At 40.2% G+C, this 26,911-nt stretch carries 25 protein-coding genes, 1 tRNA gene and 2 pseudogenes; 18 read left to right on the forward strand and 10 right to left on the reverse strand.

Annotated features, from left to right (window positions below):
- The 3 genes and pseudogenes from BO26_RS15345 to BO26_RS23530 all read left to right on the forward strand — a co-directional run.
- On the forward strand, nucleotides 1-319 hold a 319-nt coding region (locus tag BO26_RS15345; protein ID WP_036772881.1), incomplete at its 5' end, for an IS630 family transposase.
- 10 nt (nucleotides 320-329) lie between these two features.
- Nucleotides 330-719: pseudogene (locus BO26_RS15350) on the forward strand (IS30 family transposase); the annotation flags it as partial.
- A 207-nt stretch (nucleotides 720-926) separates the two neighbouring features.
- A complete protein-coding gene (locus tag BO26_RS23530) occupies nucleotides 927-1,157 on the forward strand; it encodes a hypothetical protein (protein ID WP_157835566.1) in 231 nt (76 codons plus the stop codon).
- On the opposite strand, the gene groL is transcribed toward BO26_RS23530, so the two are convergent.
- The 3 genes from groL to BO26_RS15365 form a co-directional block, all read right to left on the reverse strand.
- Nucleotides 1,104-2,750 (reverse strand): chaperonin GroEL, encoded by a 1,647-nt coding sequence (gene groL / locus BO26_RS15355; protein ID WP_036772886.1) that lies wholly within the window; start codon nucleotides 2,748-2,750, stop codon nucleotides 1,104-1,106. The genes BO26_RS23530 and groL overlap by 54 nt on opposite strands.
- Before the next feature lie 63 nt (nucleotides 2,751-2,813).
- A complete protein-coding gene (locus BO26_RS15360) occupies nucleotides 2,814-3,107 on the reverse strand; it encodes a co-chaperone GroES (RefSeq protein WP_036772889.1) in 294 nt (97 codons plus the stop codon).
- A gap of 188 nt (nucleotides 3,108-3,295) precedes the next feature.
- Entirely contained in the window at nucleotides 3,296-3,784 is a 489-nt protein-coding gene (locus BO26_RS15365) for an FxsA family protein (RefSeq protein WP_036772891.1), read from the reverse strand.
- Nucleotides 3,785-4,160: 376 nt separating this feature from the next.
- Here BO26_RS15365 and aspA point away from each other — a divergent pair, with 376 nt between their 5' ends.
- The 7 genes from aspA to BO26_RS15405 all read left to right on the forward strand — a co-directional run bounded on the left by aspA (nucleotide 4,161) and on the right by BO26_RS15405 (nucleotide 12,736).
- The gene (gene aspA / locus BO26_RS15370) at nucleotides 4,161-5,585 is read left to right on the forward strand and encodes an aspartate ammonia-lyase (RefSeq protein ID WP_036772894.1); all 1,425 of its coding nucleotides are present in this window, start codon (nucleotides 4,161-4,163) and stop codon (nucleotides 5,583-5,585) included.
- Between the two features lie 602 nt (nucleotides 5,586-6,187).
- On the forward strand, nucleotides 6,188-7,090 hold the full coding sequence (locus BO26_RS21610) for a TauD/TfdA family dioxygenase (protein ID WP_051691003.1): 903 nt from the start codon (nucleotides 6,188-6,190) through the stop codon (nucleotides 7,088-7,090).
- A gap of 52 nt (nucleotides 7,091-7,142) precedes the next feature.
- The gene (locus tag BO26_RS15385) at nucleotides 7,143-8,051 is read left to right on the forward strand and encodes an AEC family transporter (protein WP_036772895.1); all 909 of its coding nucleotides are present in this window, start codon (nucleotides 7,143-7,145) and stop codon (nucleotides 8,049-8,051) included.
- Between the two features lie 681 nt (nucleotides 8,052-8,732).
- Complete coding sequence (locus BO26_RS15390) at nucleotides 8,733-10,034, forward strand: anaerobic C4-dicarboxylate transporter (RefSeq protein ID WP_036772897.1); 1,302 nt, start codon at nucleotides 8,733-8,735, stop codon at nucleotides 10,032-10,034.
- Between the two features lie 181 nt (nucleotides 10,035-10,215).
- Nucleotides 10,216-11,943 (forward strand): protein-disulfide reductase DsbD, encoded by a 1,728-nt coding sequence (locus BO26_RS15395; protein ID WP_036772898.1) that lies wholly within the window; start codon nucleotides 10,216-10,218, stop codon nucleotides 11,941-11,943.
- 16 nt (nucleotides 11,944-11,959) lie between these two features.
- Nucleotides 11,960-12,532, forward strand: coding sequence for a division control transcriptional repressor DicD (gene dicD, locus BO26_RS15400; protein ID WP_036772900.1), 573 nt, complete (start codon nucleotides 11,960-11,962; stop codon nucleotides 12,530-12,532).
- 128 nt (nucleotides 12,533-12,660) lie between these two features.
- Nucleotides 12,661-12,736: transfer RNA gene (locus BO26_RS15405), tRNA-Phe, on the forward strand.
- Nucleotides 12,737-12,790: 54 nt separating this feature from the next.
- On the opposite strand, the pseudogene BO26_RS22290 reads toward BO26_RS15405, so the two are convergent.
- The 3 genes and pseudogenes from BO26_RS22290 to BO26_RS15420 form a co-directional block, all read right to left on the reverse strand.
- Nucleotides 12,791-13,475 (reverse strand): annotated as a pseudogene (locus BO26_RS22290) (IS982 family transposase).
- A gap of 174 nt (nucleotides 13,476-13,649) precedes the next feature.
- Nucleotides 13,650-14,051, reverse strand: coding sequence for a hypothetical protein (locus tag BO26_RS15415; RefSeq protein ID WP_036772902.1), 402 nt, complete (start codon nucleotides 14,049-14,051; stop codon nucleotides 13,650-13,652).
- Nucleotides 14,030-15,397 carry an MFS transporter gene (locus BO26_RS15420; RefSeq protein WP_036772904.1) on the reverse strand — a complete coding sequence of 456 codons (1,368 nt, stop codon included), beginning with the start codon at nucleotides 15,395-15,397 and terminating at the stop codon, nucleotides 14,030-14,032. The genes BO26_RS15415 and BO26_RS15420 overlap by 22 nt, the downstream gene beginning before the upstream one ends.
- A gap of 90 nt (nucleotides 15,398-15,487) precedes the next feature.
- Between BO26_RS15420 and BO26_RS15425 the strand changes: the two genes are divergently transcribed.
- From BO26_RS15425 to BO26_RS15455, 7 genes are all read left to right on the forward strand, one after another.
- Nucleotides 15,488-16,378, forward strand: coding sequence for a LysR family transcriptional regulator (locus tag BO26_RS15425; RefSeq protein WP_036772906.1), 891 nt, complete (start codon nucleotides 15,488-15,490; stop codon nucleotides 16,376-16,378).
- A gap of 1,246 nt (nucleotides 16,379-17,624) precedes the next feature.
- Entirely contained in the window at nucleotides 17,625-18,233 is a 609-nt protein-coding gene (locus tag BO26_RS15430) for a hypothetical protein (protein WP_036772909.1), read from the forward strand.
- A 23-nt stretch (nucleotides 18,234-18,256) separates the two neighbouring features.
- Entirely contained in the window at nucleotides 18,257-19,051 is a 795-nt protein-coding gene (locus BO26_RS15435; protein ID WP_036772911.1) for an AfsA-related hotdog domain-containing protein, read from the forward strand.
- Complete coding sequence (locus BO26_RS15440) at nucleotides 19,044-19,877, forward strand: hypothetical protein (protein WP_036772913.1); 834 nt, start codon at nucleotides 19,044-19,046, stop codon at nucleotides 19,875-19,877. Before BO26_RS15435 ends, BO26_RS15440 begins: the two co-directional genes overlap by 8 nt.
- A gap of 95 nt (nucleotides 19,878-19,972) precedes the next feature.
- Nucleotides 19,973-20,647 carry an HAD family hydrolase gene (locus BO26_RS15445; RefSeq protein ID WP_036772916.1) on the forward strand — a complete coding sequence of 225 codons (675 nt, stop codon included), beginning with the start codon at nucleotides 19,973-19,975 and terminating at the stop codon, nucleotides 20,645-20,647.
- A gap of 74 nt (nucleotides 20,648-20,721) precedes the next feature.
- Nucleotides 20,722-21,132, forward strand: coding sequence for a carboxymuconolactone decarboxylase family protein (locus tag BO26_RS15450; RefSeq protein WP_051691004.1), 411 nt, complete (start codon nucleotides 20,722-20,724; stop codon nucleotides 21,130-21,132).
- A complete protein-coding gene (locus BO26_RS15455; protein WP_036772918.1) occupies nucleotides 21,129-22,307 on the forward strand; it encodes an acetyl-CoA C-acetyltransferase in 1,179 nt (392 codons plus the stop codon). The genes BO26_RS15450 and BO26_RS15455 overlap by 4 nt, the downstream gene beginning before the upstream one ends.
- Before the next feature lie 478 nt (nucleotides 22,308-22,785).
- Here BO26_RS15455 and BO26_RS23535 read toward each other — a convergent pair whose 3' ends face one another.
- The 3 genes from BO26_RS23535 to BO26_RS22295 form a co-directional block, all read right to left on the reverse strand.
- Entirely contained in the window at nucleotides 22,786-22,941 is a 156-nt protein-coding gene (locus tag BO26_RS23535; RefSeq protein ID WP_157835567.1) for a hypothetical protein, read from the reverse strand.
- Between the two features lie 406 nt (nucleotides 22,942-23,347).
- Nucleotides 23,348-24,271, reverse strand: a complete 924-nt coding sequence (locus tag BO26_RS15460; RefSeq protein WP_036772927.1) for a DMT family transporter — start codon at nucleotides 24,269-24,271, stop codon at nucleotides 23,348-23,350.
- Between the two features lie 10 nt (nucleotides 24,272-24,281).
- A complete protein-coding gene (locus BO26_RS22295; RefSeq protein ID WP_157835568.1) occupies nucleotides 24,282-25,007 on the reverse strand; it encodes an SDR family oxidoreductase in 726 nt (241 codons plus the stop codon).
- A 282-nt stretch (nucleotides 25,008-25,289) separates the two neighbouring features.
- On the opposite strand from BO26_RS22295, the gene BO26_RS15470 reads away from it, so the two are divergent.
- Nucleotides 25,290-26,255 carry a LysR family transcriptional regulator gene (locus BO26_RS15470; RefSeq protein ID WP_036772920.1) on the forward strand — a complete coding sequence of 322 codons (966 nt, stop codon included), beginning with the start codon at nucleotides 25,290-25,292 and terminating at the stop codon, nucleotides 26,253-26,255.
- Between the two features lie 331 nt (nucleotides 26,256-26,586).
- Here BO26_RS15470 and BO26_RS15475 read toward each other — a convergent pair.
- Nucleotides 26,587-26,911: IS630 family transposase (locus tag BO26_RS15475; RefSeq protein WP_036772921.1), on the reverse strand; the 325-nt coding region annotated here is incomplete at its 5' end.

The raw sequence follows: 26,911 nt of genomic DNA on the forward strand, positions 1-26,911 counted from the left end.
GTCTTATCCTGACTATCATCAAAAAATTCATCTTATTGTGGATGGGGCGGGTTACAACAAAGCGCATCTGGTGAAGGACTGGGCTTATATCAGCAATATTGAGTTACATTACCTTCCTCCCTACAGTCCCAATTTAAACCCGATAGAGCGATTATGGAAGGTCATGAATGAACAGGTTCGAAATAACCGTTATTTCGCTAATAAACAGGAATTTCGAGACAAAGTGTTCAAATTTTTCACTACAACGCTACCTGATATAGCGGACTCGCTGACATCGAGAATTAATGACCATTTTCAGGTGCTAAAAACTGCATCTTGAAGTTTCTTGGGTATATACCATAATTGTTAAACTTGATAGCAAGCGGGCATCAGAAGTCGCAAAAGCGGTAGTGAAAGTATTATATCTGTTGAAACAAAGGGTTAAAACCATCACATTCGATAACGGTTTGGAGTTCGCAGATCATGAAATCATGAATAAAAAATTAGAAACCCAAATTTATTTTGCTCACCCTTACTCGCCTTGGGAAACAGGGATAAATGAGAATATCAATGGACTCATCAGACAATACTTTCCAAAGGGAACTGATTTTAATGAAGTCTCTGATCAGGAAATAAATTTTGTGGTAAACCGATTAAATAATCTCCCCCGAAAGACACAGGGAGGGAAAACCCCGAATGAATTATTTAAAGGAATACGAACATGTTTACTTCCGGATTAACGATGTTGTACTTGTATCATAGTGGCAGTGCTACGATACTCTTTAAGTGACTAAACTTAATTGTTTCACTACTACTGTTATGTTAAGTAAATTCACCCATTGAACTAATTCAATAGTTAATTTAGTCTAATTAATAACAATGGGGTATTACTTCTCTTAAATATAATATATATACCCAATAGATTTCAAGTTGCAGCGCGGAGGCAAATGAACGCATCCAAGAGCATAGATAACTATGTGACTGGAGTAAGTGAAAGCAGCCAACAAAGCAGCAGCTTTAAAGATGAAGGGTATAACATAAATATAAAAAAACGGGCAGATTACTCCGCCCGTCTGATATTCATATCGCGTATTGAAGGTTCAATACCAGCGACTGAACGGCCATTACATCATGCCGCCCATTCCGCCCATGCCACCCATACCGCCTGCTGCACCTAAATCAGCTTTGTCATCTTTAGGCAGGTCAGTCACCATACATTCAGTGGTGATCATCAACCCTGCAATAGATGCTGCAAATTGCAGTGCAGAACGGGTTACTTTAGTTGGGTCCAGAATACCCATTTCGATCATATTGCCATACTGTTCAGTAGTCGCGTTATAACCGTAGTTGCCTTCACCTGCTTTCACATTGTTTGCAACAACTGAAGGTTCTTCGCCTGCGTTGTCAACGATCTGACGCAAAGGTGCTTCCATTGCGCGCATTGCAACACGGATACCTACGTTTTGATCTTGGTTGTCGCCTTTCAGACCAGCAATAGCAGCTGCAACACGAACCAGTGCTACACCACCACCAGCTACTACACCTTCTTCTACTGCTGCACGAGTTGCATGCAAGGCATCATCAACACGAGCACGTTTTTCTTTCATTTCAACTTCTGTCGCAGCGCCAACTTTAATAACAGCAACACCGCCAGCCAGTTTAGCTACGCGCTCTTGCAGTTTTTCACGATCGTAATCAGAAGTAGATTCTTGGATCTGCTGACGAATCTGAGAAACGCGGCTATCAATTCCAACTTTGTCACCAACACCATCAATAATAGTTGTAGTGTCTTTGTTGATAACAACACGTTTTGCCTGACCCAGATCTTCCAGAGTTGCTTTTTCCAGTTCCAGACCAATCTCTTCAGAGATAACGATACCACTAGTCAGAACAGCGATATCTTGCAACATAGCCTTACGGCGGTCACCGAAACCAGGAGCTTTAACCGCGGCAACTTTCACGATGCCACGCATGGTATTAACAACCAGAGTTGCCAGTGCTTCACCTTCAACATCTTCAGCAATGATAAGCAGAGGCTTGCTTGCTTTAGCAACACCTTCCAGAACTGGCAGTAGTTCACGGATGTTGGAGATCTTTTTATCTACCAACAGAATAAATGGATTTTCTAACTCAACAGAACCAGTCTCTGGTTTGTTGATGAAATAAGGAGAGAGGTAGCCACGGTCAAACTGCATACCTTCAACAACATCCAGTTCATCTTCCAGGCCAGTGCCTTCTTCAACGGTGATTACACCTTCTTTACCGACTTTGTCCATCGCTTCTGCAATCAACTTACCCACAGTGTCGTCGGAGTTAGCAGAGATAGTACCTACCTGAGCAATAGCGGTGGAATCTGAACAAGGTACGGAAAGCTTTTTCAATTCTTCAACTGCTGCAACCACAGCTTTATCAATACCACGTTTCAGATCCATTGGGTTCATACCAGCGGCTACGGCTTTCAGACCTTCAGTAACAATAGATTGAGCCAATACAGTTGCAGTCGTTGTACCGTCACCCGCAGCATCATTCGCTTTAGAGGCAACTTCTTTCACCATCTGAGCGCCCATATTTTCGAACTTATCTTCCAGTTCAATTTCACGAGCAACTGAAACGCCATCTTTAGTGATTGTAGGCGCACCAAAAGATTTATCCAGAACCACGTTACGGCCTTTAGGGCCCAGGGTTACTTTTACTGCATCAGCAAGAACATTCACACCACGTAGCATCTTAACGCGAGCATCGCTACCAAATTTTACGTCTTTAGCTGCCATTGTTTCTTTCCTTTAAATTCGTTCAGTTAAGAAGATCTAAGCGCAACACTTACGCTTCAACAATTACTCTTCAACAATTGCCAGAATGTCGCCTTCAGACATGATCAACACTTCTTCGTTATCGATCTTCTCTGACTTAACACCATAACCTTCGTTAAAAATAACGATATCCCCAACTTTCACACTCAGCGCTTTTACATCGCCGCTTTCAAGGATGCGGCCATTACCTACAGCCAAAACTTCACCACGGGTAGATTTGCCCGCAGCAGCACCAGTCAGCACAATACCGCCAGCAGATTTTGATTCAACTTCTTTACGCTTGACGATTACACGATCATGCAATGGACGAATATTCATTGATAGCTCTCCTATAAGAAAGTCCATATCAGGTAAGAGGATTGATACCAGTATGCTTTCACTGAACCAGTATCATAATAGATTAAATGGGGGCTTATTTATGACACTTCAAGGGCGGGTAAGAAAAATATTTTACTCTTTTATTACCCGCAGAAAAAAACCACACAATTAGAAAAAATACTTTCTTATCAATGAGGTTTATGCTCATCATCGCTACGTTTATGGTCGTTCAACTTATGGGAGGGTTCATCTTGCTTACGTTCGTATTCCCCTTCAAAGGTGTTACCGTCCTGTCTGAACCCACTCCTATTATGAGGACGATAGAAATTGATATGTGGCATCAGTTTCATCACCAGCGTTTTCTGAACAGGCGGCAATAACAACAGTAATCCAAGAAAGTCAGTAAAAAAACCAGGTAGTAGTAACAGGAAACCGGCCAATACAAGAGACACACTCTTTATCATTTCTGCCGCCGGGCTTTCTCCGGCAACCAATTTCTGCTGGAGTTGAATAAAGTTCTTTACTCCCTGATTACGTACCAAAGAGATACCAACGCAAGAAGTAAACAACACCAGTAACAGAGTTAACAACACCCCTAATTCAGATGCGACACGCACAAATAAAGTTGACTCAATATAGATAAGCAAAAATATCAGGATAAATGGCAACCAACGCACTTGGTTCTCCTTCAATTGATTTGGCTGTAGAGGTTGTATCCTGAATAAATCATATCAACAAGATCCAAGGGACAACCAAATTAGCATTTTCATTTTATAGCGGTTAATGATTGGGGTCACAGCGATCATTTTCAATCCTCCGAAGATCTGACTGATTAGACATAAAACTGTGACAAACATCACATATATAAAATCATATTCAGCAAATACCACTATAAAGTGATCCAGATTCAATGCATTTATTGCTAACCAGCATATGATCACACCAGCAATCTGGTGATGAAGAATTCATATCACAACTATTGCTGTTGGCAACATAATTATTTAATAAACCCATAATTAGACAGTAAAAACGTAATCTAATAAGAAGGTTCTCATGTCAAACCACATTCGTATCGAAGAAGACCTGTTAGGTAAACGAGAAGTCCCTGCTGAAGCCTATTACGGTATTCATACCTTACGTGCGATTGAAAACTTCTACATCAGTAATAACACCATTAACGATGTACCAGAATTTATCCGTGGCATGGTGATGGTAAAAAAAGCTGCGGCTCTGGCTAACAAAGAATTGCAAACCATCCCAAAAAAAATTGCAGATATCATTATCAAAGCATGCGATGAAGTGCTCAATGAAGGTAAATGCATGGACCAATTCCCGGTTGATGTATTTCAGGGCGGCGCCGGTACTTCACTCAATATGAATACTAACGAAGTTCTGGCGAATATCGGCCTGGAATTATTAGGTCATCAAAAAGGTGAGTATGAATACCTCAATCCTAATGACCATCTGAATAAAAGTCAGTCAACCAACGACGCCTACCCAACCGGTTTTCGTATCGCCGTTTATAACTCAATCCTGAAACTCATCGGGTCCATTGAGTTGCTCATCGCTGGCTTCGATAAAAAAGCCAAAGAATTTGATGACATCCTGAAAATGGGTCGTACCCAGTTGCAGGATGCTGTACCTATGACGCTGGGACAAGAATTCAACGCATTCTCCATCCTGCTGAAAGAAGAAGTTAAAAACCTGAGCCGGACTTCTCAACTGTTATTGGAAGTTAACCTTGGTGCTACCGCTATCGGTACCGGTCTTAACACAGCACCAGGCTATCAGAAACTGGCCGTTGAAAAACTGGCTGAAGTCTCCGGGCTACCTTGCATACCGGCAGAAGATCTGATTGAAGCCACCTCTGATTGTGGTGCTTATGTTATGGTTCACAGCGCCCTGAAACGTTTAGCGGTTAAACTGTCTAAAATCTGTAATGACTTGCGTTTGCTCTCTTCCGGCCCTCGTGCCGGCCTGAACGAGATCAACCTGCCAGAATTGCAGGCTGGTTCTTCAATCATGCCAGCAAAAGTTAACCCTGTTATTCCAGAAGTTGTGAACCAGGTTTGCTTCAAAGTCATTGGTAACGATATTTGTGTCACTATGGCATCTGAAGCTGGCCAGTTACAGTTAAACGTTATGGAACCTGCTATTGGTCAGGCCATGTTTGAATCTATCTCCCTGCTAAGCAATGCTTGCCGCAATCTGGTAGAAAAATGTGTTAGTGGTATCACGGCCAACAAAGAAGTTTGCGAAAGCTTCGTGTTCAACTCGATTGGTATCGTCACTTATCTGAATCCATTCATAGGTCATCACAACGGTGATATCGTTGGGAAGATCTGTGCTGAAACCGGTAAGAGTGTTCGTGAAGTCGTGCTGGAACGAGGCTTATTGACCGAAACTGAGTTGGATGACATCTTCGCTGTAGAGAACTTGAAACGCCCAGCTTATAAGGCAAAACGTTTTGACGATTAAGTCATTGAACATAACAAACAGTAGCTTTTAGCAATAAGGCACGCAACTCCAACTGGGTAGCGTGCTTTTTTATTTCTTACACGTACAAAGTATTAACCTAAAATTTTTAATTATTTCAATGAGTAAAACGGTGAGCATTAGGAGTAGCTTTATTCACTTATAAAAAAGCCAATTATATATCCTCATTGTCAATAATAGTTTGCTTTTAAAATCAATTTATTTTTCTATTTTTCTGACTAATCAGAATATTACTACTCCACAAGGTGATATAAAATAAGACAAGTCTGAAAATTCATTTTAATTAAAATATCTATTTTGTAATTTTATTGTTAAATACAAACAGTTAAATAACAAAATTAAAACATATCAAATCATGCTGTGGTCTGAGGTTATTGCATTAAATAAATATCTATGAGAATTTATTTATCAGTCGATATAGTGTGAGTTTTAAATATTACCACTCCCCCTAGTCGTACCAAAATAGATTCAACAACAACTGTCTCTTTAGCACTGCCATTTCTGACAAAGAATGGTAAATAAAATATCTCTAATGGGATGAGTTCTAATTTCTTAACATAAAGTTACAAGTAAGGAATAGGAATATGAAGATTTCAATTACTCAGAAAGTCAGTAATTTATGGAAAAATGAACTTTGCAAAATTACGACAAACTCACCAACAATTGACGATAAATTAATATTTGAAAGTAAAAAGATTGCTGAAAAATTTTTGCCAAATATACAAGAACTTCAAGATGAAATTAATTATGGAAAAGGATATATCCAATTCTCTAATATCCCTATAGATAAAAACATACCTTCTTATCCTACCGATGGGAAACGCTCAAAAGAAAAAGAACTTATTTCAGAGCTTAGCATTCTCGGAATAAGTAGTGCGTTAGGTTTTCATCCATTTTCTTACAAACAAGAGAAAGATGGTGCTCTGGTACATGAAATTGTCCCTATCAAATCTAAGGAAAATACAGCATCCAGTAATGGTTCAATAGAATTCGATTATCACACTGATGCAGCTTACTTAAACCGAGAGATTCGTCCGCAGACCCTAACATTAATTTGTCTTGTTGATAAATACAAAACAGGAACAAAACTGGCTTCACTCAGAGAGGCACTAAAAAAAATCTCAAAAGATGAAATAGAGACATTAATGAGCGACTTATTTATTCATTTTGCTCCTGCAACATTTAATATTGAAAATAAAAAAGTTAAAACATCAGTACTTGATCGTATTAATGGATCTTACGAAATAAAAGTCGCTTTTCATAATACAATAGCAACAAATGAAAAAGCACAAAAAGCATTATCCAACTTACGCAATGCAATCGATGATATCGCTATTATTCAAGAATGGGTGCCAGGTGATCTAGTTATCTTTAATAACTTAAGATGCGTACATGGTAGAGGTGAGGTCAAGGGAGAACGTTGGCTTCAACGGTGTTATGGTTCATCGATAGTTCCAACTGCTAGTGTACTGGAATTAATCTGTTAAGCATATTAATGCCTACCATCAGTGGACTAAATTTATGTAATCCAGGTGATTTATGTTCTTTGAAATCATGTTTAGAGTAGCATTATTAATACTCATCACATTAATAGGTTTTTTTGTTGGTAAGAAATTAGACTTAAGGGAAAAAGATATTTCATCATTGCTTATTTATATTATTTCTCCTTTAGTTATTTTTGTTTCGATTATACAATCACCTTCTGATTGGACTTATTTTAAATATTCTATCGCAAGTCTATTAACAGCATCAATTGCTGCATCAATAGCATATTTATTAGGAAGATATTTATGGTCTGATGGGAAAGCTAATCTATTTGGATTCGCAGGAGGAACCGGCAATACAGGTTATTTTGCATTGCCCATAGCTTTTGCTATTTTTAATCCCAATCAAATAGCCATTGCTATATTTATTATAATAGGTATCAATTTATACGAATTCACTATAGGCTACTTTATTACCGCAAAAGGACATCTCACCACCAAAGAAAGCATAACAAAAATCATAAAATTACCTATTATTTATGCGGCCATATTAGGAATTATATTGAAAAGTAGTAACACAACACTACATCCCATATTAATATCTACACTAAATAACTTTAAAGGAGCTTATAGTATTCTAGGCATGATGGTTATTGGAATAACCCTATCTTCTATTTACAAAATGAAAATTGATTGGGAATTTTCGTTTTTTGCGTTGTTATGGAAACACCTTATCTACCCTATTCTTGGGCTACTCTCTTTTCATTATATAGCTAATATACCCCATGATGTATTGGTTGTTATCACTCTCATGCTAGCCACTCCTATGGCTGGTAATGTAGTAGTTATTGCAAACAATCTAAACGTCCATCCTGAAAAAGCAGCGCTTTCAGTGATATTAAGCACAACACTTGCTATTGTTACTGTGCCCCTTGCAATAGTTATGATTAGCCAGGAAACATAAAAATTACTGATAATAACAATGGCTGGTAACGACCCAAATTTATTGATAATGATAGATGGCCAAATACCAGCCAATAATATTGCCGTAAATTTCTTCTAATTTTGAAAAGTAAATCATTCTGCAAAACCATTTCAGGCACTTTCATCGATTCAGATTATATCGTGCAATTCATTGTGAGTATTTCTATAATAATGGTACTCATTTATTGAAATATTTGCGTTAAGACTGGAAAAATGCAAGAAAAATTGTGTTAGAACATAGTTTACTAAGTAAAGCTCGGCTAGATTATATCTGTTCAGTAGAAAATCTGAGGCAATTAGCGTATGTACCCAATAGATTTCAAGTTGCAGTGCGGCGGCAAGAAAACGCATCCCCAGGAGCATAGATAACTAGGTGACTGGGTAAGTGAACGCAGCCAACAAAGCAGCAGCTTGAAAGATGAAGGGTATAGATAACGATGTGACCGGGGTGAGTGAGTGCAGCCAACAAAGAGGCAACTTGAAAGATAACAGGTATAAAGTGAAACGTTTTTATGACGAATAAAATATTCATAATAATAAATAAGTCTTAATAATTAAGGCACGCAACTCCAACTGGATGGCGTGCCTTTTTACTTCCCTACACGCACAAAATATTAACCTAAAATTTTCAAATTTTTAATTATCTTAAGGAGTAAATATTATGTTAGCCGTAGAATTGATTATCGTTCTGCTGGCCATCTTCCTTGGTGCAAAATTAGGGGGGATCGGCATTGGGTTTGCCGGTGGTCTTGGCGTTCTGGTGCTATCAGCAATGGGTGTTACACCAGGGCATATTCCATTTGATGTTATTTCCATCATTATGGCGGTTATCGCCGCAATCTCTGCGATGCAAGTTGCTGGTGGTCTGGATTATCTGGTTCAACAAACAGAAAAACTTTTACGCAAGAATCCCAAGTACATCACTATCCTTGCCCCCATTGTTACCTATTTTCTAACGCTGTTTGCAGGTACAGGTAATATCTCTCTGTCAGCGCTGCCTGTTATTGCTGAAGTTGCAAAAGAGCAAGGCATTAAACCATGCCGCCCACTTTCCACCGCAGTTGTAGCAGCCCAAATTGGTATTACCGCCTCGCCTATTTCCGCGGCAGTCGTTTATATGTCCTCTCTGATGGAAGGTCATGGTGTCAGCTATATCCACCTGCTGATGGTTCTGTTGCCGTCAACTTTCGCTGCTATTGTTCTGATGTCCTTTATTATCTCCTGGGTATTTAATTCCAAACTATCTGACGACCCTGTTTATCTAAAACGTCTGCAAGAAAACCTGGTCACTCTGCGCGGCAGCAAACAGATTGAAGTTAAACCAAGAGCCAAAGCTTCCGTTCTGCTGTTCCTCTCAGGCGTTATTAGTGTTGTTATTTACGCTATCGTCAACAGCCCAAGTATCGGTCTGATTGAAACACCGCTGATGAGTACCACCAGCGCCATTCTGATTATCATGCTGAGTGTTGCAACTATCACCACTATGTTTTGTTCAGTTGATACTGATGCCATTCTCAATTCCAGCACTTTTAAAGCAGGTATGAGCGCATGTATCTGTATTCTGGGTGTTGCATGGCTAGGCGATACTTTTGTACAAGCAAATATTGATTGGATTAAAAACACGGCTGGCGGCTTAATCCAATCTCAGCCTTGGTTACTGGCAGTCATCTTCTTCTTCTGTTCTGCCCTGCTCTATTCCCAAGCTGCAACAGCAAAAGCACTGATGCCGATGGCGCTGGCTCTGAACGTTACACCACTGACAGCAATCGCTTCTTTCTCTGCCGTTTCCGGATTGTTCATTTTACCTACTTATCCAACACTGGTTGCCGCAGTTCAGATGGATGACACCGGAACTACCCGTATTGGCCGTTTCGTATTTAACCATCCTTTCTTTATCCCTGGTACCATTGGAGTTACTCTGGCGGTTGCCTTCGGCTTCTTGTTCGGCGGTATAATCCTCTAATTCTGCCAACAACAGCTTAATTCAGGGACGTACACCGTCCCTGAACCTTTCCGTAATGAAAGATATGTCCTCTCTGCAAGTCGTTAATTATTGTTTCAATCTTAACCAGAACACTTTCTGGTCCGACAGTCATCAGCTATAGTGCTAAATCCGTTTCATTTCATTAAATACAGTTACCTTTATGATTAAACATACTTTGATGCTGTTTTTGCTATTTTTCAGTTCTCTCTTTACCCCATTGGCAGCCAATGCGTTGTTTGAACCACCGGGGCAGAACCTGTATTTACCTGCAGATCAAGCTTTTATGTTTGATTTTCAGCAAAAAGGCGACAAACTAACACTAAACTGGCAAATCAAACCGGGCTACTACCTTTACCGCAAACAATTTCGTATCGAACCACAACAAGCCACACTAGGTAAAATCGCTCTGCCACAGGGTACTGCTCATCAAGATGAATTCTTTGGCGAAACCGAAGTTTATTTCCAGCAACTTGCCATAAATGTTCCTATTACAGAAGCAAGTGACAAATCCAATATTGTTGTCACTTATCAGGGCTGCGCAGCAGCGGGATACTGCTATCCACCTGAAACCCGTCTTGTTCCATTGAATACAGTTATCCCATCAAAAACAACCAACGTAATCCAAACTGAACCTGTTCAGAAAACACCAGAAAACCCATCAAATGATCAACAAAGTTTACCTTTTTCACCACTTTGGGCCATTTTGATTGGCATCGGTATCGCCTTTACACCTTGTGTATTACCAATGTACCCGTTAATCTCCAGCATTATTCTTGGCAGCCAACGCCCTAAAAGCCTGAAGCAGATCTTTTGGTTAGCATTAAGCTATGTTCAAGGAATGGCAATCACTTACACCTTACTTGGGTTGATTGTAGCGGCAGCGGGTCTACAGTTTCAGGCTGCTCTGCAGCATCCGTATGTACTTATAGGTTTGTCAGTATTGTTTATTCTGCTGGCACTATCGATGTTCGGCCTTTATTCTCTGCAACTGCCTTCCTCTGTTCAGACTCGCCTGGTCAACTGGAGTAACCAGCAAAAAAGCGGCTCATTCTTCGGTGTCTTCGCTATGGGGGCATTAGCAGGATTAATTTGTTCTCCTTGTACGACAGCACCTTTAAGTGCCATTCTGCTCTACATTGCGCAAAGTGGTAATACAGTGGCAGGTGGCATAACCCTTTATCTCTATGCCTTGGGAATGGGATTACCGCTCATTGCTGTCACTATGTTTGGTCATAAACTTCTACCGCGCAATGGTCCTTGGATGCAGTATGTCAAAGAAGCCTTTGGCTTCATTATTCTTGCATTGCCTGTTTTCCTATTAGAAAGAGTTGCCGGGGACACATGGGGAATACGGTTATGGAGCTTGCTGGCAGTCAGCTTCCTGGGATGGGGATTTATTCTGACACTTAGAAGTCAAAATGGCTGGATTAGAGTCATGCAACTGATATTGTTAGTTCTCACGTTGATAGCAGCGCGCCCATTACAAGATTGGCTTTGGGATACATCAGTTACACAACAGCCACAACACAGCCTCAATTTCCGCCAGATAAATAGCTGGCAAGAATTAGAGCATGTAATGGCACAAAACAGCCACAAAACCATTATGCTTGATTTTTATGCTGATTGGTGCGTCGCCTGTAAGGAGTTTGAAAAATATACTTTCAGTGATCCTCAGGTTCAATCACAACTACGTGATACCCTGCTATTACAGGCTAATGTCACGCATAATAGCCCGCAACAAAAACAGCTATTGGAAACATTCAGTGTACAAGGATTGCCCACTATTCTATTTTTTGATTCTGAGGGAAAAGAGATCCCTGATTCACGAATAAACGGTTTTATGAATGCGGCCCGCTTTAATGAGCATTTACAGCATCTACAAAAATGATCTGAAGGAGAACACCGTGCAACGAGAACAAGTTCTTAGCCATGCTTTAAACTTGCTGGAGCAATATGGCTTATCTGCTACTACTGAAATGCTTCTTGGTTCACTTAACATGGATATGGAGTATCTAAAGCAGTTCTGGCCCAATCGGGAAGCACTGATTTATGACTGTCTGCGTTATCACAGCCAACAAATCGAAGTTTGGCAACGACAAATGTTGCTGGATGAAATTCTGACACCAGAGCAAAAACTGCTGGCTCGCTACACAACACTTGATGAAAAAGTAAAAGAGAAACGCTATCCGGGTTGTTTATTTATCGCAGCCTGTAGTGAATTTCCTGAACCTGACCACCCTATTCATCAATTAGCTGAATTACAAAAACAAAGTTCTTTCCGCTACACCACTGAGCTACTGTGTCAACTGGATATCGAAGATTGCGAACAAGTTGCCAAACAAATGGAACTCATTCTGGAAGGTTGCCTGAGTAAACTATTGGTCAAACGAGATATTAATGATATCGACACAGCAAAACTGCTAGCAGAAGATGTTTTGAATATCGCCCAATGCCGCAAAAATGGTGCATTAAGTTAATAAAAATCAGCCTAAGATGAATAACCACACAAATCCGGGGCAAAAAGGAATCAATTAACCGACTTTTATCATTTTTTATCAGAAAGACATTGACGACTTAGGCTGAATACGGTTTAATGCGCCCCGTTGCCCGGATAGCTCAGTCGGTAGAGCAGAGGATTGAAAATCCTCGTGTCGGTGGTTCGATTCCGCCTCCGGGCACCAATTCAACTTCTAGTGAAGTATAGCCCAGTAAAACAATTCATACTAAATCCAACCTCATTTTTGTTTAAGCATTGCAATTTCATAGTCACGTAAACCTAAGCTCGGCTTTTTGGGTTGGAATGTATAAGCAATGAGTCCTGATACAACCTCCAGTAAAAAGCCGGCTACGCTCCGATGTCTTAAATGTTAAGCCTGTGACCAACGCTTTAACCGGCTGGCGATCGTCTCTATTTCCCGGTGTCAATTTAACGGATAAAAGCTCGCCACAATCATCGATAATCAAATGAAGTTTAAAGCCATAAAACCATCCTGTGCTGGTTTTTCCTCGCTGTGCCACGCCATCGAAGACCTTATTCCGAGAAATACGAAGATTATGGCAAACCGCGATTTGAGTGGAATCGATAAAGGCAATCCCTTGTGATTTTTGTTGGCGTGAAGAAAGGAAAGGGCACAACGGAATAATGGCTCTTTTCTTCAATGTTATCATTCGATTGTAGCTAACCAGGCCCGGAAAATCCGTTTTAAGGTATTGCTGCACATGCTCAGTATAAAACGCTTTAAAATGACGGTAATGGCTCATGTGAAATAAAATGAAGAGAGTCATCACTTCGCTCAGAGACAAGGAAGTCATACGATGGCGTTTAAGCAGATTATTCTCAATGAGCTGTTGTTCCCAAAGGGGGATAAATTTTTGGCAAAAATCATCGACGCAGCAGAAAAGTTCTTCTAAAGTAACCATAGCCTGAGGATCTCCACGATTTTGTTTTATAAGCAAAAACTTTGATCGTGCCTCAGGCACTTAGTTCCCTTCTTTTTTTCCTTCCTTAAACGAAGTTCAGGTTAGTACTAGGGTAAATTCTCGGATGGTGTCACTTAGAGTACGAATACTGATTATCGGATACTGCTTCATTTTTTATTCCACAATGGCTGTTTCATGCAGGTAGCGCCAGCTAACGTAGCCTGTATGAATATCAATGATTGCTACAGACCAACGGGCCTGCGTAGTTCCTGCACTATGATGGGTTTCGCGATAGCGACATATCACACTTTCTGCAGTTTCAGCCAGCGTCTCGCAGGCATCGATTTCAATGCACAACTGAGGGCGAGTTCCTACGTTATTACGAAACAGATTTTCTACTTCAGTGAGGCCGATGTGGTGACCTTTCATTGTTATCATACTGAAATTACCACTAAAACTATTCAGTAGTTTCTCTAACGCAGATGGATAATCCTTACGACCGGAAAATACTTCCTCTATCCATTGGTGAAGTTCGATTACACTGCGGTGAGCGATTAATTCTTTTTCTGATTGCATAGAGACTCCGTTTTTTGGCTAAATTGTATGAGTTTTAACAGGGGCAAAAATCCCAGCCCGGCGGCAATAAGGAACGAGTAGTGATAAGCGGATGTAGTGGTGGTTTGCTGCTGTAATAGATTAAAAATAAGAGTAAAGAATGCAGCGCCGATACTAAAAGACATCTGGCGATTCAGGTTCCAGACCGTACTGGCCCGTGCCAGACGTTCACCCTCAAAATCCAACATCGCAGTGATCTGAGCTGTGTTAGCAGCAATGCCTCCTCCTGTGCCCATCAGCAAGTAAGCGGCAAGCAGCAGTGGTAATCCATGCTCAGCCCCGATCAGCGACAGAAGCGCGATTCCTACGGCGTGCACCATAAAACCAGCAAAGAATAGTCTTGCGGCTCCAATGCGGTTATAGAGACGACCGCAAGCCATCATGGCGCAGAACGATCCTCCAGCGTACAGTACCATTAGCAGTCCCGTTTCACTGGCAGACCAACCGAGTATCTGCTGCAGATAGAAAATATTGAGTAGGTTAACACCAGTAAATATGCCCGGCACAGCGTAGTAAGCCAAGACAGAGAAACTCATACGCTTATTGTGCAATACGCTCAAATCGAGAATCGGATGAACTACGCTGCGAGCGTGTCTGATATAGAGTAGGCTAAAAATGATACCTGCTCCTGCTAATGCGAAAGGAAGCCATCGACTGGTAGCATTAGCATACAGTGACATACCTAACAGTAGATTAGCGAGCGCTAGACTAACCAACAGCAGACCCATGAGGTCTGGTCGGCGCGCTGTGGTTTTTTCTTCTTTGATCCACAAAAATGCCAGTAACGCCGTTATGAGACTAAAGGGAATATTGCAGAGAAATACCCAGCGCCAAGACAAGTGATCGACGATTACTCCTCCAGCTCCAGGTGAAATGGCAGGTGCAGTCAGCGCTACAGCCATAATCAATGTCGATATTTTCGCTCGCTCATTCTTTTTAAATAACTCAAAAGTAAGTGCCTGACCTACTGGAATCAGTAAACCGCCTCCTACTCCTTGAATAAACCGGAACAAAATTAATGATGCAAAATCGCTGGACAAGCCTGATAGTAGAGCACCCACAGTAAATATTGCCATGGAAGCCGCCATGGTCAATTTTGCTCCAAAATAGCTTGCTAGCCAGGTACTTAGTGGAATAATGAGAGTTATTCCCAGAATATAGCTGTTTGCCACCCAAGTAACACTAGATTCAGAAATATTCAATTCACGAGCAATATCAGGCAATGCTATTGCTGACATGAAAATATTTACACAGTCAATGAAAAATCCTGCTAAAAAAATAAAGGCAATACGATAACGATATGTCATTTTATCCTCCGGCGCGGAGTCTAATTTAACTTGACCAGTAGTGTCGATTAACTTAAATTGAACTCGTTGTTTATTAATATTTAACAGTTCATGTCTTTTAATTATTTAAATCGAATTCAAACTTTCCTTGCCGTGGTCGATTGCGGCTCATTTACGCGTGCAGCAGAACGGCTTTTTATCAGTAAAGCCATGGCCAGTATTCATGTAAAATCTCTGGAGGAAATACTGAATGTACCGTTGCTTATTCGCAATACTCGAGGTATCACGCTGACCGAAGCTGGTGAAGTGCTGTATAATGATTTTCAGGAAATATTTTTTAATATTCAAACATCTATTGAGAATATATCGGATAGTCATCGTTCCCTATCTGGAACTTTGAGTATTACATCCACAGCGGAATTTGGTGAGGAATTTTTACTGCCTTTGATAAGTGAGTTTTGCAAACTTCATCCGAGGTTAGATATCTGCTATTACGCAAATTCATCATTAAATGATTTAGTTTCAGAACGGCTTGATTTAGCAATTCGTTTAGGTACTTTGCGTGATTCAGCGTTAAAAAGCCGAAAACTCGGTAGTTATGCCATTGTCATAGTGGCTTCTCCTGAATGGCTAAAAAACAATCCTATTCAGTCTGTTGATGAATTAAATTCCGTACCATGGATTGCTAACAGCAATTTACAAACCCCAACGCAATGGACGCTATACAACAATAGAAAGGAAGAGTTTGAGCTTCGCGCAATGGCCAGATATCATTCAAATTCATCCTCATCTATTAAGGCAATGACTCAGGCTGGACTCGGCGTAGCTATTCTGCCGGAATGGATGGTGAAAAAAGAAATTGCAAAGAAAGAGTTAGTTCGGTTGTTTCCCAATTACAATTTGCCCGAACAAGATATTACGATTGTTTTTGCTGGTGATCACCGCATTCGTCTCAAGTGCCGCGTTTTTATTGATTATTTGATACAAAATTTGCATTTTTAATTTAGGATGATTCTTCAAATGTAGAGGTTCATAAAGTCAGGGCATTATTTTTCTTTATTCTTTCTCCACTCATCGAACAAAAAATTGACCTTGCTCAACCCAATCTGCAATGTAATAACCTGCTATTAAACACGATCCATAGCCTGCAAGAATCTCTATCAGGTGGCGATGAAAGGTATCCGGTTAAGTTGAATCGGTTTATCACACAAATAGAGCAGTCACCCTGCTACGTTCATCCTAACGATTTTACCTACGCTTAAAGTCACGCACGATAAACGTCCCGAAAACTTCGCGGTGTCACTTGCGTTTAAGCGAAACGATTACCAAGTGACGCTGCCAAGCGTCAACGTCCAAAGCACGTCCGGTCTGGCTTAACGACCGATTTGAACCCCGTATTACTCAGTATCACTGCTTTTTATTGGCATTTTTCTGCCTTATAATTCACTTATTTCGTTTGTTTTTAACCCACGGCCTTGCAACAGGCCGATGCAGTAAAGAAAGGAGATATCACACGTCACGAATAATGAGGCGTTTACCCTGACAGAGATCAGTCAGGCACCAAACGGGGAGTACACCACTGCCGTGCTGAGCACGTAGCGAACTCCTGCAAAAACTCAACACAATGCTCTCTCTGCTACACATTATCTGACGTACCACGGAACGGTGAATTCACCATTGCAGATAGCATCAACATCGCGTAGCTTGAAGTTTCTTGAGTATAGAATGAATTACTTTCTTTAGAGACATTTTCTGATTATCATTATTTCCTAGCTATGTACTGATCCTGTAAATTATAGAAAGCCATCGCTACTGAAGTTATAAAACATCGCTCACTTTCGATTATATTTCTATAGTTTCTTCCTATTAGGGGCCGTAAATAAATAGATGAATGAAAGATAATTATATCCATTCTCTATATAACCTTTCATCCCCAACTTTATGGATATAAAAAAATCCTCTATATTTAAATTTTTCCAGCGGTAATAACGTATAAAAAATTTAGTGTCCGTTTTAGATAACGATTGTATTTTTCATTTAATACTTTATTTTACATGATAATCATCACTATATTAAGGTTAAATTATTCAATGCTCCTAACGACTTCCGGAATGACCATTCTTAATATGGTACAGAGATTATCTTATGAAACTCTTGATATAATAAAGATATCACAAAAATAACAATTCCACAAATTCATAAAATCTTTATTATACGACAACCAATATAAACAATGAGATTATTTAAAATGTCTGCAAAATACATAGTTATTACACGCTTTCCATTAAAAGAAAACACTGATACTCATAAGTTCAACACATTAAAAAATAAAAATAATAAGAAATATTTTATTTCAGACGAACAGGGTATTAATGAATTACTGGAACTTCGTTCTTTTTCATCTATTAATGAAATAAGTGAAAGTGAAAACGAATTAGAATCGGCTTTTCAGAGTTTTTCTTCAATATTGAGAGGAGATATTCGCCGTGAATTAGTAAAATTTGTTGAAGCGCCAATTGACTCTGAGTATGAACTTCCTGCTACAGAGTATATTCAACTTCGCCATGTAGAAGTACCAGCGGAAAATTATAAAAAATACCGTCAATGGCGTGAAGAGACAATCTTTAATGTAGTGCGGGAAAATAAAGAAAAGATTACCAGTTTTGAAGCATATCATTCTCTGATTAGTGGTCAACCTGGTGTTATGTTTATTTCAGCATTTAATGTAGATAAAGAAAGCTATTTAGAAGTATTTACCAATGAACGTTATCTGAATATTATCCAGCAAGCTGGGGATAACTACATTACAGGCGGAAATGGTGGTCTTTATACCCGTATCTATCGTTCTATTTCTTGATATTTTAAAATCTGGTAGAGAAAATGAAAAATACAGCAGAATGTAAAAAAATAGTCGTTGTAGGGGATAAATTTAATGCATTTGCCAATGGTAAAGATGTCGTTACCATTAGCCAATTGGATCTTATTACACAAATCCCTGCTCATATTATTGATACAAAGAAGCAGTTTATTGTTGGTCAGGGAGTAAGATATGATTTTGCAGAAAAAGTATTGGATAACCAGAAGAGAAATCAATGCCATAATAACGAAATAGATCTAACTACTTTGCAACAGCTAACCGTTTCAAGGAAAAACAAATACTCCCATAAAAAAATAACACATAATACAGTGATAGGTGTTGCAGAGAAAGTGAGTGAAAATTTATTTTCTTTACCACTATTAATTGATGAGCGTTGTGAATTAATGGCTGACCACCAAACTGGACAACATATTCAAGGGATGATTTTAATTGAGGCTTGTCGTCAGACTTTTATAGCTGTGACAGAAGAATTTTATATGTCAAATAAAGTAGGACAGTCTTATTATGTCATCAATGATATGAATATAAAATTTTCAAACTTTTTATTCCCTTTACCAGCAATAGTTAATTATGAATTGGTAGAAGAGGATATTAACGATCGCCGTTCCCGTTTTAAAGCTAATATTCATATCTCACAACATACAACACTTTGCGCATCTATGGCTGTTTCCTTCACGGTTTATCCAGAAAAAGTGATCAACAAAAAAGAAGCAGCAATGGCTAACGAAATCACTGAGGCTATTTTGCAGACTCAATACATAAGCGCACAAGCTGTTGAGGAGAATGTGTATGCCTGAAAAATACGGCCAAACTTATAATCTGGCCGTCACTACGCAGGGGCCCCTTTATCCCCCTGCTGAGGTGGTAGATATTCACGGGAATTTTGTCGTGATCGGTCAGATTCCCTCTGATAATGGTATTCGTTGGGGCTGTGCAATTGTGAATCAGAACAGTCCGTTGCCACCTTATGGACAGGTTGCACCATATCATATTGTTCAGAATCTTGATGATGCACAGTCAAAGGACCATCTGGCAAAAATAACCTTATATACATTGCCATTACCTCTACCGATGAATAACTATCCTATGATATTTGCTCCAGAGCAGCGACCAGAAGCAGCCCGAGATCAGCGACCAAGCAGGCCATTACATGAAGGATATATTGCTGATTTCCGAGTTTCTGATGGACGACGTAAGCTGCAACCTATCACATTGTGGGATTGGATGAAGGCTAAGGGGATTCTGACGGTAACTCTGGGTAAGGACAAGCGCAGTGCACGCTTTAATTTTACCTTTAAACATCTGGTACCACACAGTGTTTATACTGTTATGAGTCTGCGTGAACGAGATCTGGCTCCTAAGAAACCTAGTCGTCCAGGGCCGCTCGGAATACCTAACGTTTTTGTTACTGATGCTGAAGGAAACGCAGAATACTGGGCAGAATTACCTAATCCATTCCCCTCTGAGGGAAAGGATCGTAACCGGATTATCAACATTGTTGTTCTTTTTATGAGTTGTCAGCAAAGTTTTGGCGGTGCGATAGGTTTATATGGTTTGGGGGGAGATATCCATGCTCATCTAAAATTACCTACTGCTTCTTTCAGTGAATTCACTACTTTTTAAATAATCACAACACCAAAATAAATAACTATAAGAATGTAATTAAACAAATATTTTAATTAAACCTTATCAAAATATTTATTAGGAGAGTAGGAACTGTGAAGCGAATAGCCGCCTTTTTCGATGTTGATGAAACTTTGATAAAAATGAAAAGTATGTTTCATTTTTATCAATTTTGGTGCCATTGTCGCCAACGTCAGCATGAATATAATGCATTTAATGAGCGGTTTATTACTGCTCTTTCTCAGGGAGCGAAAAGAGAAGAATTAAATCGTATGTATTATCGGCAACTCAGCGGAGTTTATATAGATGAGTTGTATCAAGAGGGTGAGAATTGGTTTAATAAATTTCTTAAAAAGGATGAAATTTATATTTCGTCAGCAATAGATACTTTTTATAAGCATCAGACTTATGGTCATTTAACAGTATTTATCTCCGGCTCCATGTTGCCTTTATTAAAGCCATTGGGACGGCATTTGGGAGTAGATGTTATTCTTTGTACGCAATTATTGCTAAATAAAGAAGGAAAACTAACAGGAGAGATAGATGAACCACAAACTATAGGAGAAGGAAAGAAAAAAGCGTTAATTTCCTTTTCATACAACCAACATATTGATCTGGAAAATAGCTTTGCTTATGGCGATGATCTTTCTGATGTATCAATGTTAGAGGCTACAGGAAATCCGGTTTGCGTTGGTGATAACACAAATCTAGCCGCATATGCTCGAAGGAATAATTGGGAAATTCTTACTGAAAATGCCCATATATATTGAGGAATATTATGAAAATTGAAAAAAATGATAATTATAAAAACTATATAGAGTAACATATTAGTAAGGAAAACAAGATGAAAATGGGTGAAGAATTAACCGAACATGGTCGCTCTATTATGGAGTCATTAGAGCCGGGTTTGGCAGATCGAGTAATAGGAAGTTTAGCAGAACTGGATGCAGACTTACCATTTTTGATTACTGATTATGCCTTTGGTGCAGTTGTGGGACGTGAAGGTTTGGATCTTAAAACGCGTGAAATGCTCTCAGTAGCCTCTTTAATTACTTTAGGTAATGCTCAGCCTCAATTAGAACTGCATATGCGCGCTGCACTTAATGTAGGAGTCACAGAGAAAGAGTTATTGGAGATTGTAATCCAGATGGCAGTGTACGCTGGTGTTCCCGCCTGCATGAATGGGCTAACTGCGTTCCGTGCCGCTATAGTTCAAAAAAACGCACTAAAGAGCGAAGCAGGAGGGAAATCATGAGAGACGTTGTTGTTGTTGCTGCTAAACGTACGGCAACGGGCAGTTTCCAGGGTTCACTAGCTGATCAACCAGCAACTTTTCTTGGCAGTACGGTCATCCGTGCTTTATTAGCAGAAAGCGGTGTTTCTGCACAAGATATTGAACAGGTCATTATGGGGCAAGTGCTGACAGCCGGTTGTGGACAAAATCCAGCGCGGCAAGCTGCATTGCGAGCGGGGTTACCAGTTACTATCCAAGCTATGACAATTAATAAGGTCTGTGGTTCAGGTCTGAAAGCTGTTCATTTGGGTATGCAAGCGATCCAGAGCGGTGAAGCAGAGATAGTTATTGCTGGTGGGCAAGAAAACATGTCTCTGGCTCCTCACATTCTACCCATGTCTCGACAAGGAATTCGTCTCGGCCACAGTGAACTGAAAGATAGTTTGGTACATGATGGCCTTTGGGATGCTTTTCATCATTTTCACATGGGAGTAACAGCAGAAAATGTTGCAAAGCAATTTAATATAACACGTGCTCAGCAGGATGAATACGCGCTTCTATCACATCACCGGGCTGTTCATGCTCAACAGGCGGGGTATTTCAATGACGAGATTGTTGCTGTTGAGATAGCAGGAAGAAAGGGAGAAATTCTCCGTTTCGCACAAGATGAAGGGCCACGGGAGACTAGCATAGAAAAATTATCTTCTCTGAAGCCTGTCTTTCAGAAAGAAGGGACAGTTACAGCCGGTAATGCATCTTCCTTGAATGATGGCGCCGCAGCAGTGTTATTATGTAGCCGCGAGAAAGCAGAAAGTCTAAATTTACAGCCATTAGCTACTTTGAGCGGCTTTGCCAATACAGGTATTGAGCCCGAGCTTATGGGAGTAGCTCCCATTGAAGCGATATACCAGTGTATATTAAAACAGCAGTGGAAGCCTGAAGATGTTGATGTACTTGAGTCAAATGAGGCATTTGCTGCACAGGCTTTGGCTGTGCTTTCTTCGTGTGGTATTCCATCTGAGCGCGTAAATCCTTATGGTGGTGCTATTGCTTTAGGACATGCCATCGGTGCTTCTGGATGTCGCATTCTTGTGACGTTAATCCATAACTTGAGACGGAACCGTTTGCAGAATGGTATCGCTGCGCTGTGTATTGGCGGTGGTGAAGGAGTAGCTTTGGCGGTCACTTGTTCATAATGAGTATGGGCATGGGCAAGGTACTTAACATCAACCTCTTCTTTCACTATGCTTTTCACGGGAAGCCCCTGCCTTTCAGGTCATAGGTCTCTACACATCGCCGAACTGACCCAACACACTTACAGCTAGCCGGGTCAGTTCCTCATCCCTCAGCCAGATAACTATCAGTCTGACCCGGAGCAGCAAACCTGACTACACTTTTAGCCTTTTTCCGGTTCTTCATCGATACACTTCGGTTTGGCCACTCACGTTATCGTTATTCGGGCTTCACTCACAGCCAGACAAGCTTTCTGGCCACCTGACCGAGTTTTTGTATTTCCCTTGATACTCAACCCGGTGGCCCTCTCTTCCCCAGATTAACCTCCGAAATCCCTGCGAGCTGAGCTGACACAGATGGCCCACCGAATCGCCTTCTCGGTCAATCAAATGAATCAATATAAACAACTAACGCATAAGTATGGGAACGCTGAGCTATGCCCTATCGGGCTAGCTCAATCATCGGCTGATTAAGCTGGCTAAATGAAATACGGTGATTATTAAGAAAACGCCAGACGGCTTGAGTGGTAGCAAAGGGGTCTTCTCGAACACTAGCGATGTCTTTAATCGCCGGAGCAAAAGAAGCGGTAGGAGTCATAGTTATTTAAAAAGATTGATATCGACGGTTGTTCCGAGCATCAAGCCCAGTGATGGAAAAATTGAATTCATACTGAATATCAATACCATTTTTGGTGGAATTGGTGCTGATACCTATGATTTAGGGAAGAGAGGATATCAACCAAAGCTAGAATCTCAGGGATAGCTTTTATTGCTTTAACTAAATCTCAGTTTGACATAACTTGAGTATTCTCTGTCATTATCTGGTAATCAGGGAGACAACGATTCATCAAACCGTGTTTGAACAGCAACAGTCTCTCATTAAATTTCAGAGAATTACCATTTCAATTACAGCAGTTACCCATCAGATTTTTAGAGAACGGGGGACAGTATCTTTCCATTTTCTCAATCCCCCTAGAAAACAAACAACTAATTATTGTAGATTATTATTTCGCTGGCAGTCCCTTAGATATAAACCTCGAAGTAACCACACCCTGTCCTAAAAGTACCCCTGAAATGGTGATAATTATTCCAATAATTTGCGCCAAACTTGGAATATCCCCCATCGCTACTTGTATACCCAGAGCAAAAATTGGAACGAAATTGAAAAATATCGCTGTCCTTCCTGGTCCTCTAGTAGCAATACCTATATTCCAAAAAAGATAGGCAAAAACGGAACCGGCAATCCCCATATAGACACTCGCCAGATGACTCTCAAGTTTTCCTGAGAATAATGAAGGAACCGGTGATTCAATGAAAATGGCAATAATAGCCAATATCACAGTACCAAAAAGCATCGTCCAACTAGTTGTTTCGAGAGGAGTAGCACCTGTAACAAACGTGCGGGTTCCCACGGTGTAAATTGCCCAACCGAGGCTACCCGCTAAAATAATTAGGTCGCCAGATGCTGTATGAATTGCTCCGCCAGAAAACAATTGACCATTGGTGATAACTAACGCTACACCAAATAGACTAATCATCATCCCGTACACACGGATAAGCTCTGGAAAACGGCGATTCATTATGGCTTCTAGAATATTGGCAGAAATTGGAGTTGTAGCCATTATTAATGCAGCAGTGACAGGGCTGGAGCTTTGCAGACCAACGAACAAAGCTCCATTGAAGCCGGCAACGCCAATCGTGCCAAGGCTAATGAATGCAAAGAGGTTTTGTCTCAGTACCTTACCGTGAATACCACCTTTAAGAACCATAAAGATAAAAATAGCTAAGACAGCAAAGACAAAACGTTCAACAGATGCAGTCCATGGAGGTAAGCTGCTGAGAGCGAGTTTTGTTGCCTGGAAATTGGAGCCCCAAAAGAAGGTTGCAAATAGAGTCAGAATGACGGCTAGCTGTGGTGTAACTCTCATAACAATGACCTTATTTTTCTGATTGATACCATAATGGAGCATCAAGACGCATATATGATACATGCGCAGTCGAATTTGTACTGAGAACAAAGCATACAGCTTCTGAAACATCTTTTGGTGTAAGCATTTTTCTCAATTTTTCATCAGGGAAAACACCCGCACTACCTAAATTGCGACGAAAATTGGTATCGACTTTGTCCACTTGTAACGACGTCACGCGTATATTTCTAGGAAGACCCCACTCGCGCAATCCACCTGTATAGCCCTCTACTGCAAACTTTGATGCTGAATATGAAAGTAGATTTGGATTGTAGTCTACTCCCCATACGGAAGATATATTCACAACATCAGAGCGTTCTTTTCCTTGTAAGTACGGTAAAGCGGCCTGAGTTATTTGAAACATACCTTTTACGTTAATATCAAATGTATTCTCCCATTCTTCGGGTGACGCAGTAAGTGGATCGCCCCCGTAGCAAATACCTGCCACATTAATCAGTGTATCTATTGAACCAAATGTCTCCACTGCGGTTTGAATAGCTTGGGTGCAGCTATTGACATCCCGTATGTCGAACTGAAGGGGGATTAAACGAGCTGAATCACTGTTACTATCGTGAATATTAATTGATGTGATGTCTCCAGCAGCTACAAAATGACCTGCTTGCAGGAGATCCTGAACCAATGAAGACCCAATACCTCCACCAGCACCTGTAATAAATATTTTTCTTTTCTTCATCATAATGGCCTCTCATATCATATTAAACAAGTAGACTTAGTCAGGATGGGGATTGGATGTATGGTGGTTAACTTATTTCCAATTAACTCATCAATGCTGGTCTCAGAGTAAGCAATAAGTCCTTTTGACTGCCATTGTTTATTGAACAACAATGGCAGTTTAAGAATGAAACGATTCGACATTCAATATATAAAGAAATGACCATTGATATATTAAATATCCAAAAAAACCGTCATGCATTAAACTCGTTTGCTTTTATCAAGATAATTGTGGCATATATCAAATATGAAAGATGTAGATAATATTGGAATTCAACTTTCCAAAAATGGAAGCCGGATTGAGCAGTCTCTTGTTTGGGATGATATACGTATATTTTTAGCAGTGGCTCACACCGGTACCATAAGCAAGGCTGCAAATCTCCTTAAGATAGGAGTTGCAACTGTATCCAGGAGAGTTGAACGACTTGAAGCAACTTTTGGGATGCCATTGTTCCTCCGCCATCAAGCTGGTTATCGACTTACAGAAGATGGGACTGAACTTCTGGAAAAAGCGAAAAGTATGGAGATGGCAGCAAATACATTGTTGCTTGAGGCTGATACACGCATGAAAATTTCGGGGAAAGTTCGTATCGCTACCACGGAGACTCTCGCAAACAATTTAATAATTCCTAGCTTGCCAAGCTTACAGAAAAATTATCCGGATCTAACATTGGAGATCATTACAGATGTTCATACTGTCAATTTACATCGTCGCGATGCTGACTTAGCGCTTCGCATAATTAGGCCAGAGAGAGGACATGTAACTATTCGTCAATTAGGCATCTTAGGATTTGGTCTTTATGGAAGTGAAGATTACCTGGCAACTCATTCATCAGGAGCGCTTAGAGGAGAATATGAAAACGATAACTTTATTGGGTGGACAGATGATCAATCTCAACTCTTTACATTCAAATGGGTTGAACAAATACTCAAAGACCGTCCACTTTCTATAGCCACAACTTCCCTTTCTGCTCAAATTTCTGCTGTAAAAGCGGGCTTGGGATTGGCAGTTCTTCCACATTTTGTAGCCAACGCGGCGGGTCTCATATGTGTTTCAAGTAATTTGGGCATAGATCAACCTTTATGGCTGGTAATTCAAGCAGATTTAGCGCATTCCCTCAGGATAAGAAAAGTTGCAGACTTTCTGGCAGACATAGTATTTCTAAATAGAGCAAAACTTTCAGGACAAGATGAGACCAAACCTTTCAAGTAATGTAAACTTTATTGACAAAGGTCACTTAGAACAATAAACAGGCTGCTCATTGCAATTTTGTTCATAAGAAATTAATGACAGCCTGACTAACTGCGGCATGGCCCGAAATTAAAAATAACAGCGTAAAAAATACCTATACCCTATGGATTTCAAGATGCATCGCGACGGCAAGGGAGCGAATCCCCGGGAGCCTAGATAACTCTGTGACCGGGGTGAATGAGTGCAGCCAACAAAGAAGCAACTTGAAAGATGACGGGTATAATACATAAAGACTGTTTGTTTCCCTATATTAATATTGTTGTTTTATCAGAGCATATATACCCAAGAAACTTCAAGATGCAGTTTTTAGCACCTGAAAATGGTCATTAATTCTCGATGTCAGCGAGTCCGCTATATCAGGTAGCGTTGTAGTGAAAAATTTGAACACTTTGTCTCGAAATTCATGTTTATTAGCGAAATAACGGTTATTTCGAACCTGTTCATTCATGACCTTCCATAATCGCTCTATCGGGGTTAAATTAGGGCTGTAGGGAGGAAGGTAATGTAACTCAATATTGCTGATATAAGCCCAGTCCTTCACCAGATGCGCTTTGTTGTAACCCGCCCCATCCACAATAAGATGAATTTTTTGATGATAGTCAGGATAAGACTTTCTT

The sequence above is a fragment of the Photorhabdus australis DSM 17609 genome, assembly GCF_000711895.1.
Taxonomy (GTDB): Bacteria; Pseudomonadota; Gammaproteobacteria; order Enterobacterales; family Enterobacteriaceae; genus Photorhabdus; species Photorhabdus australis.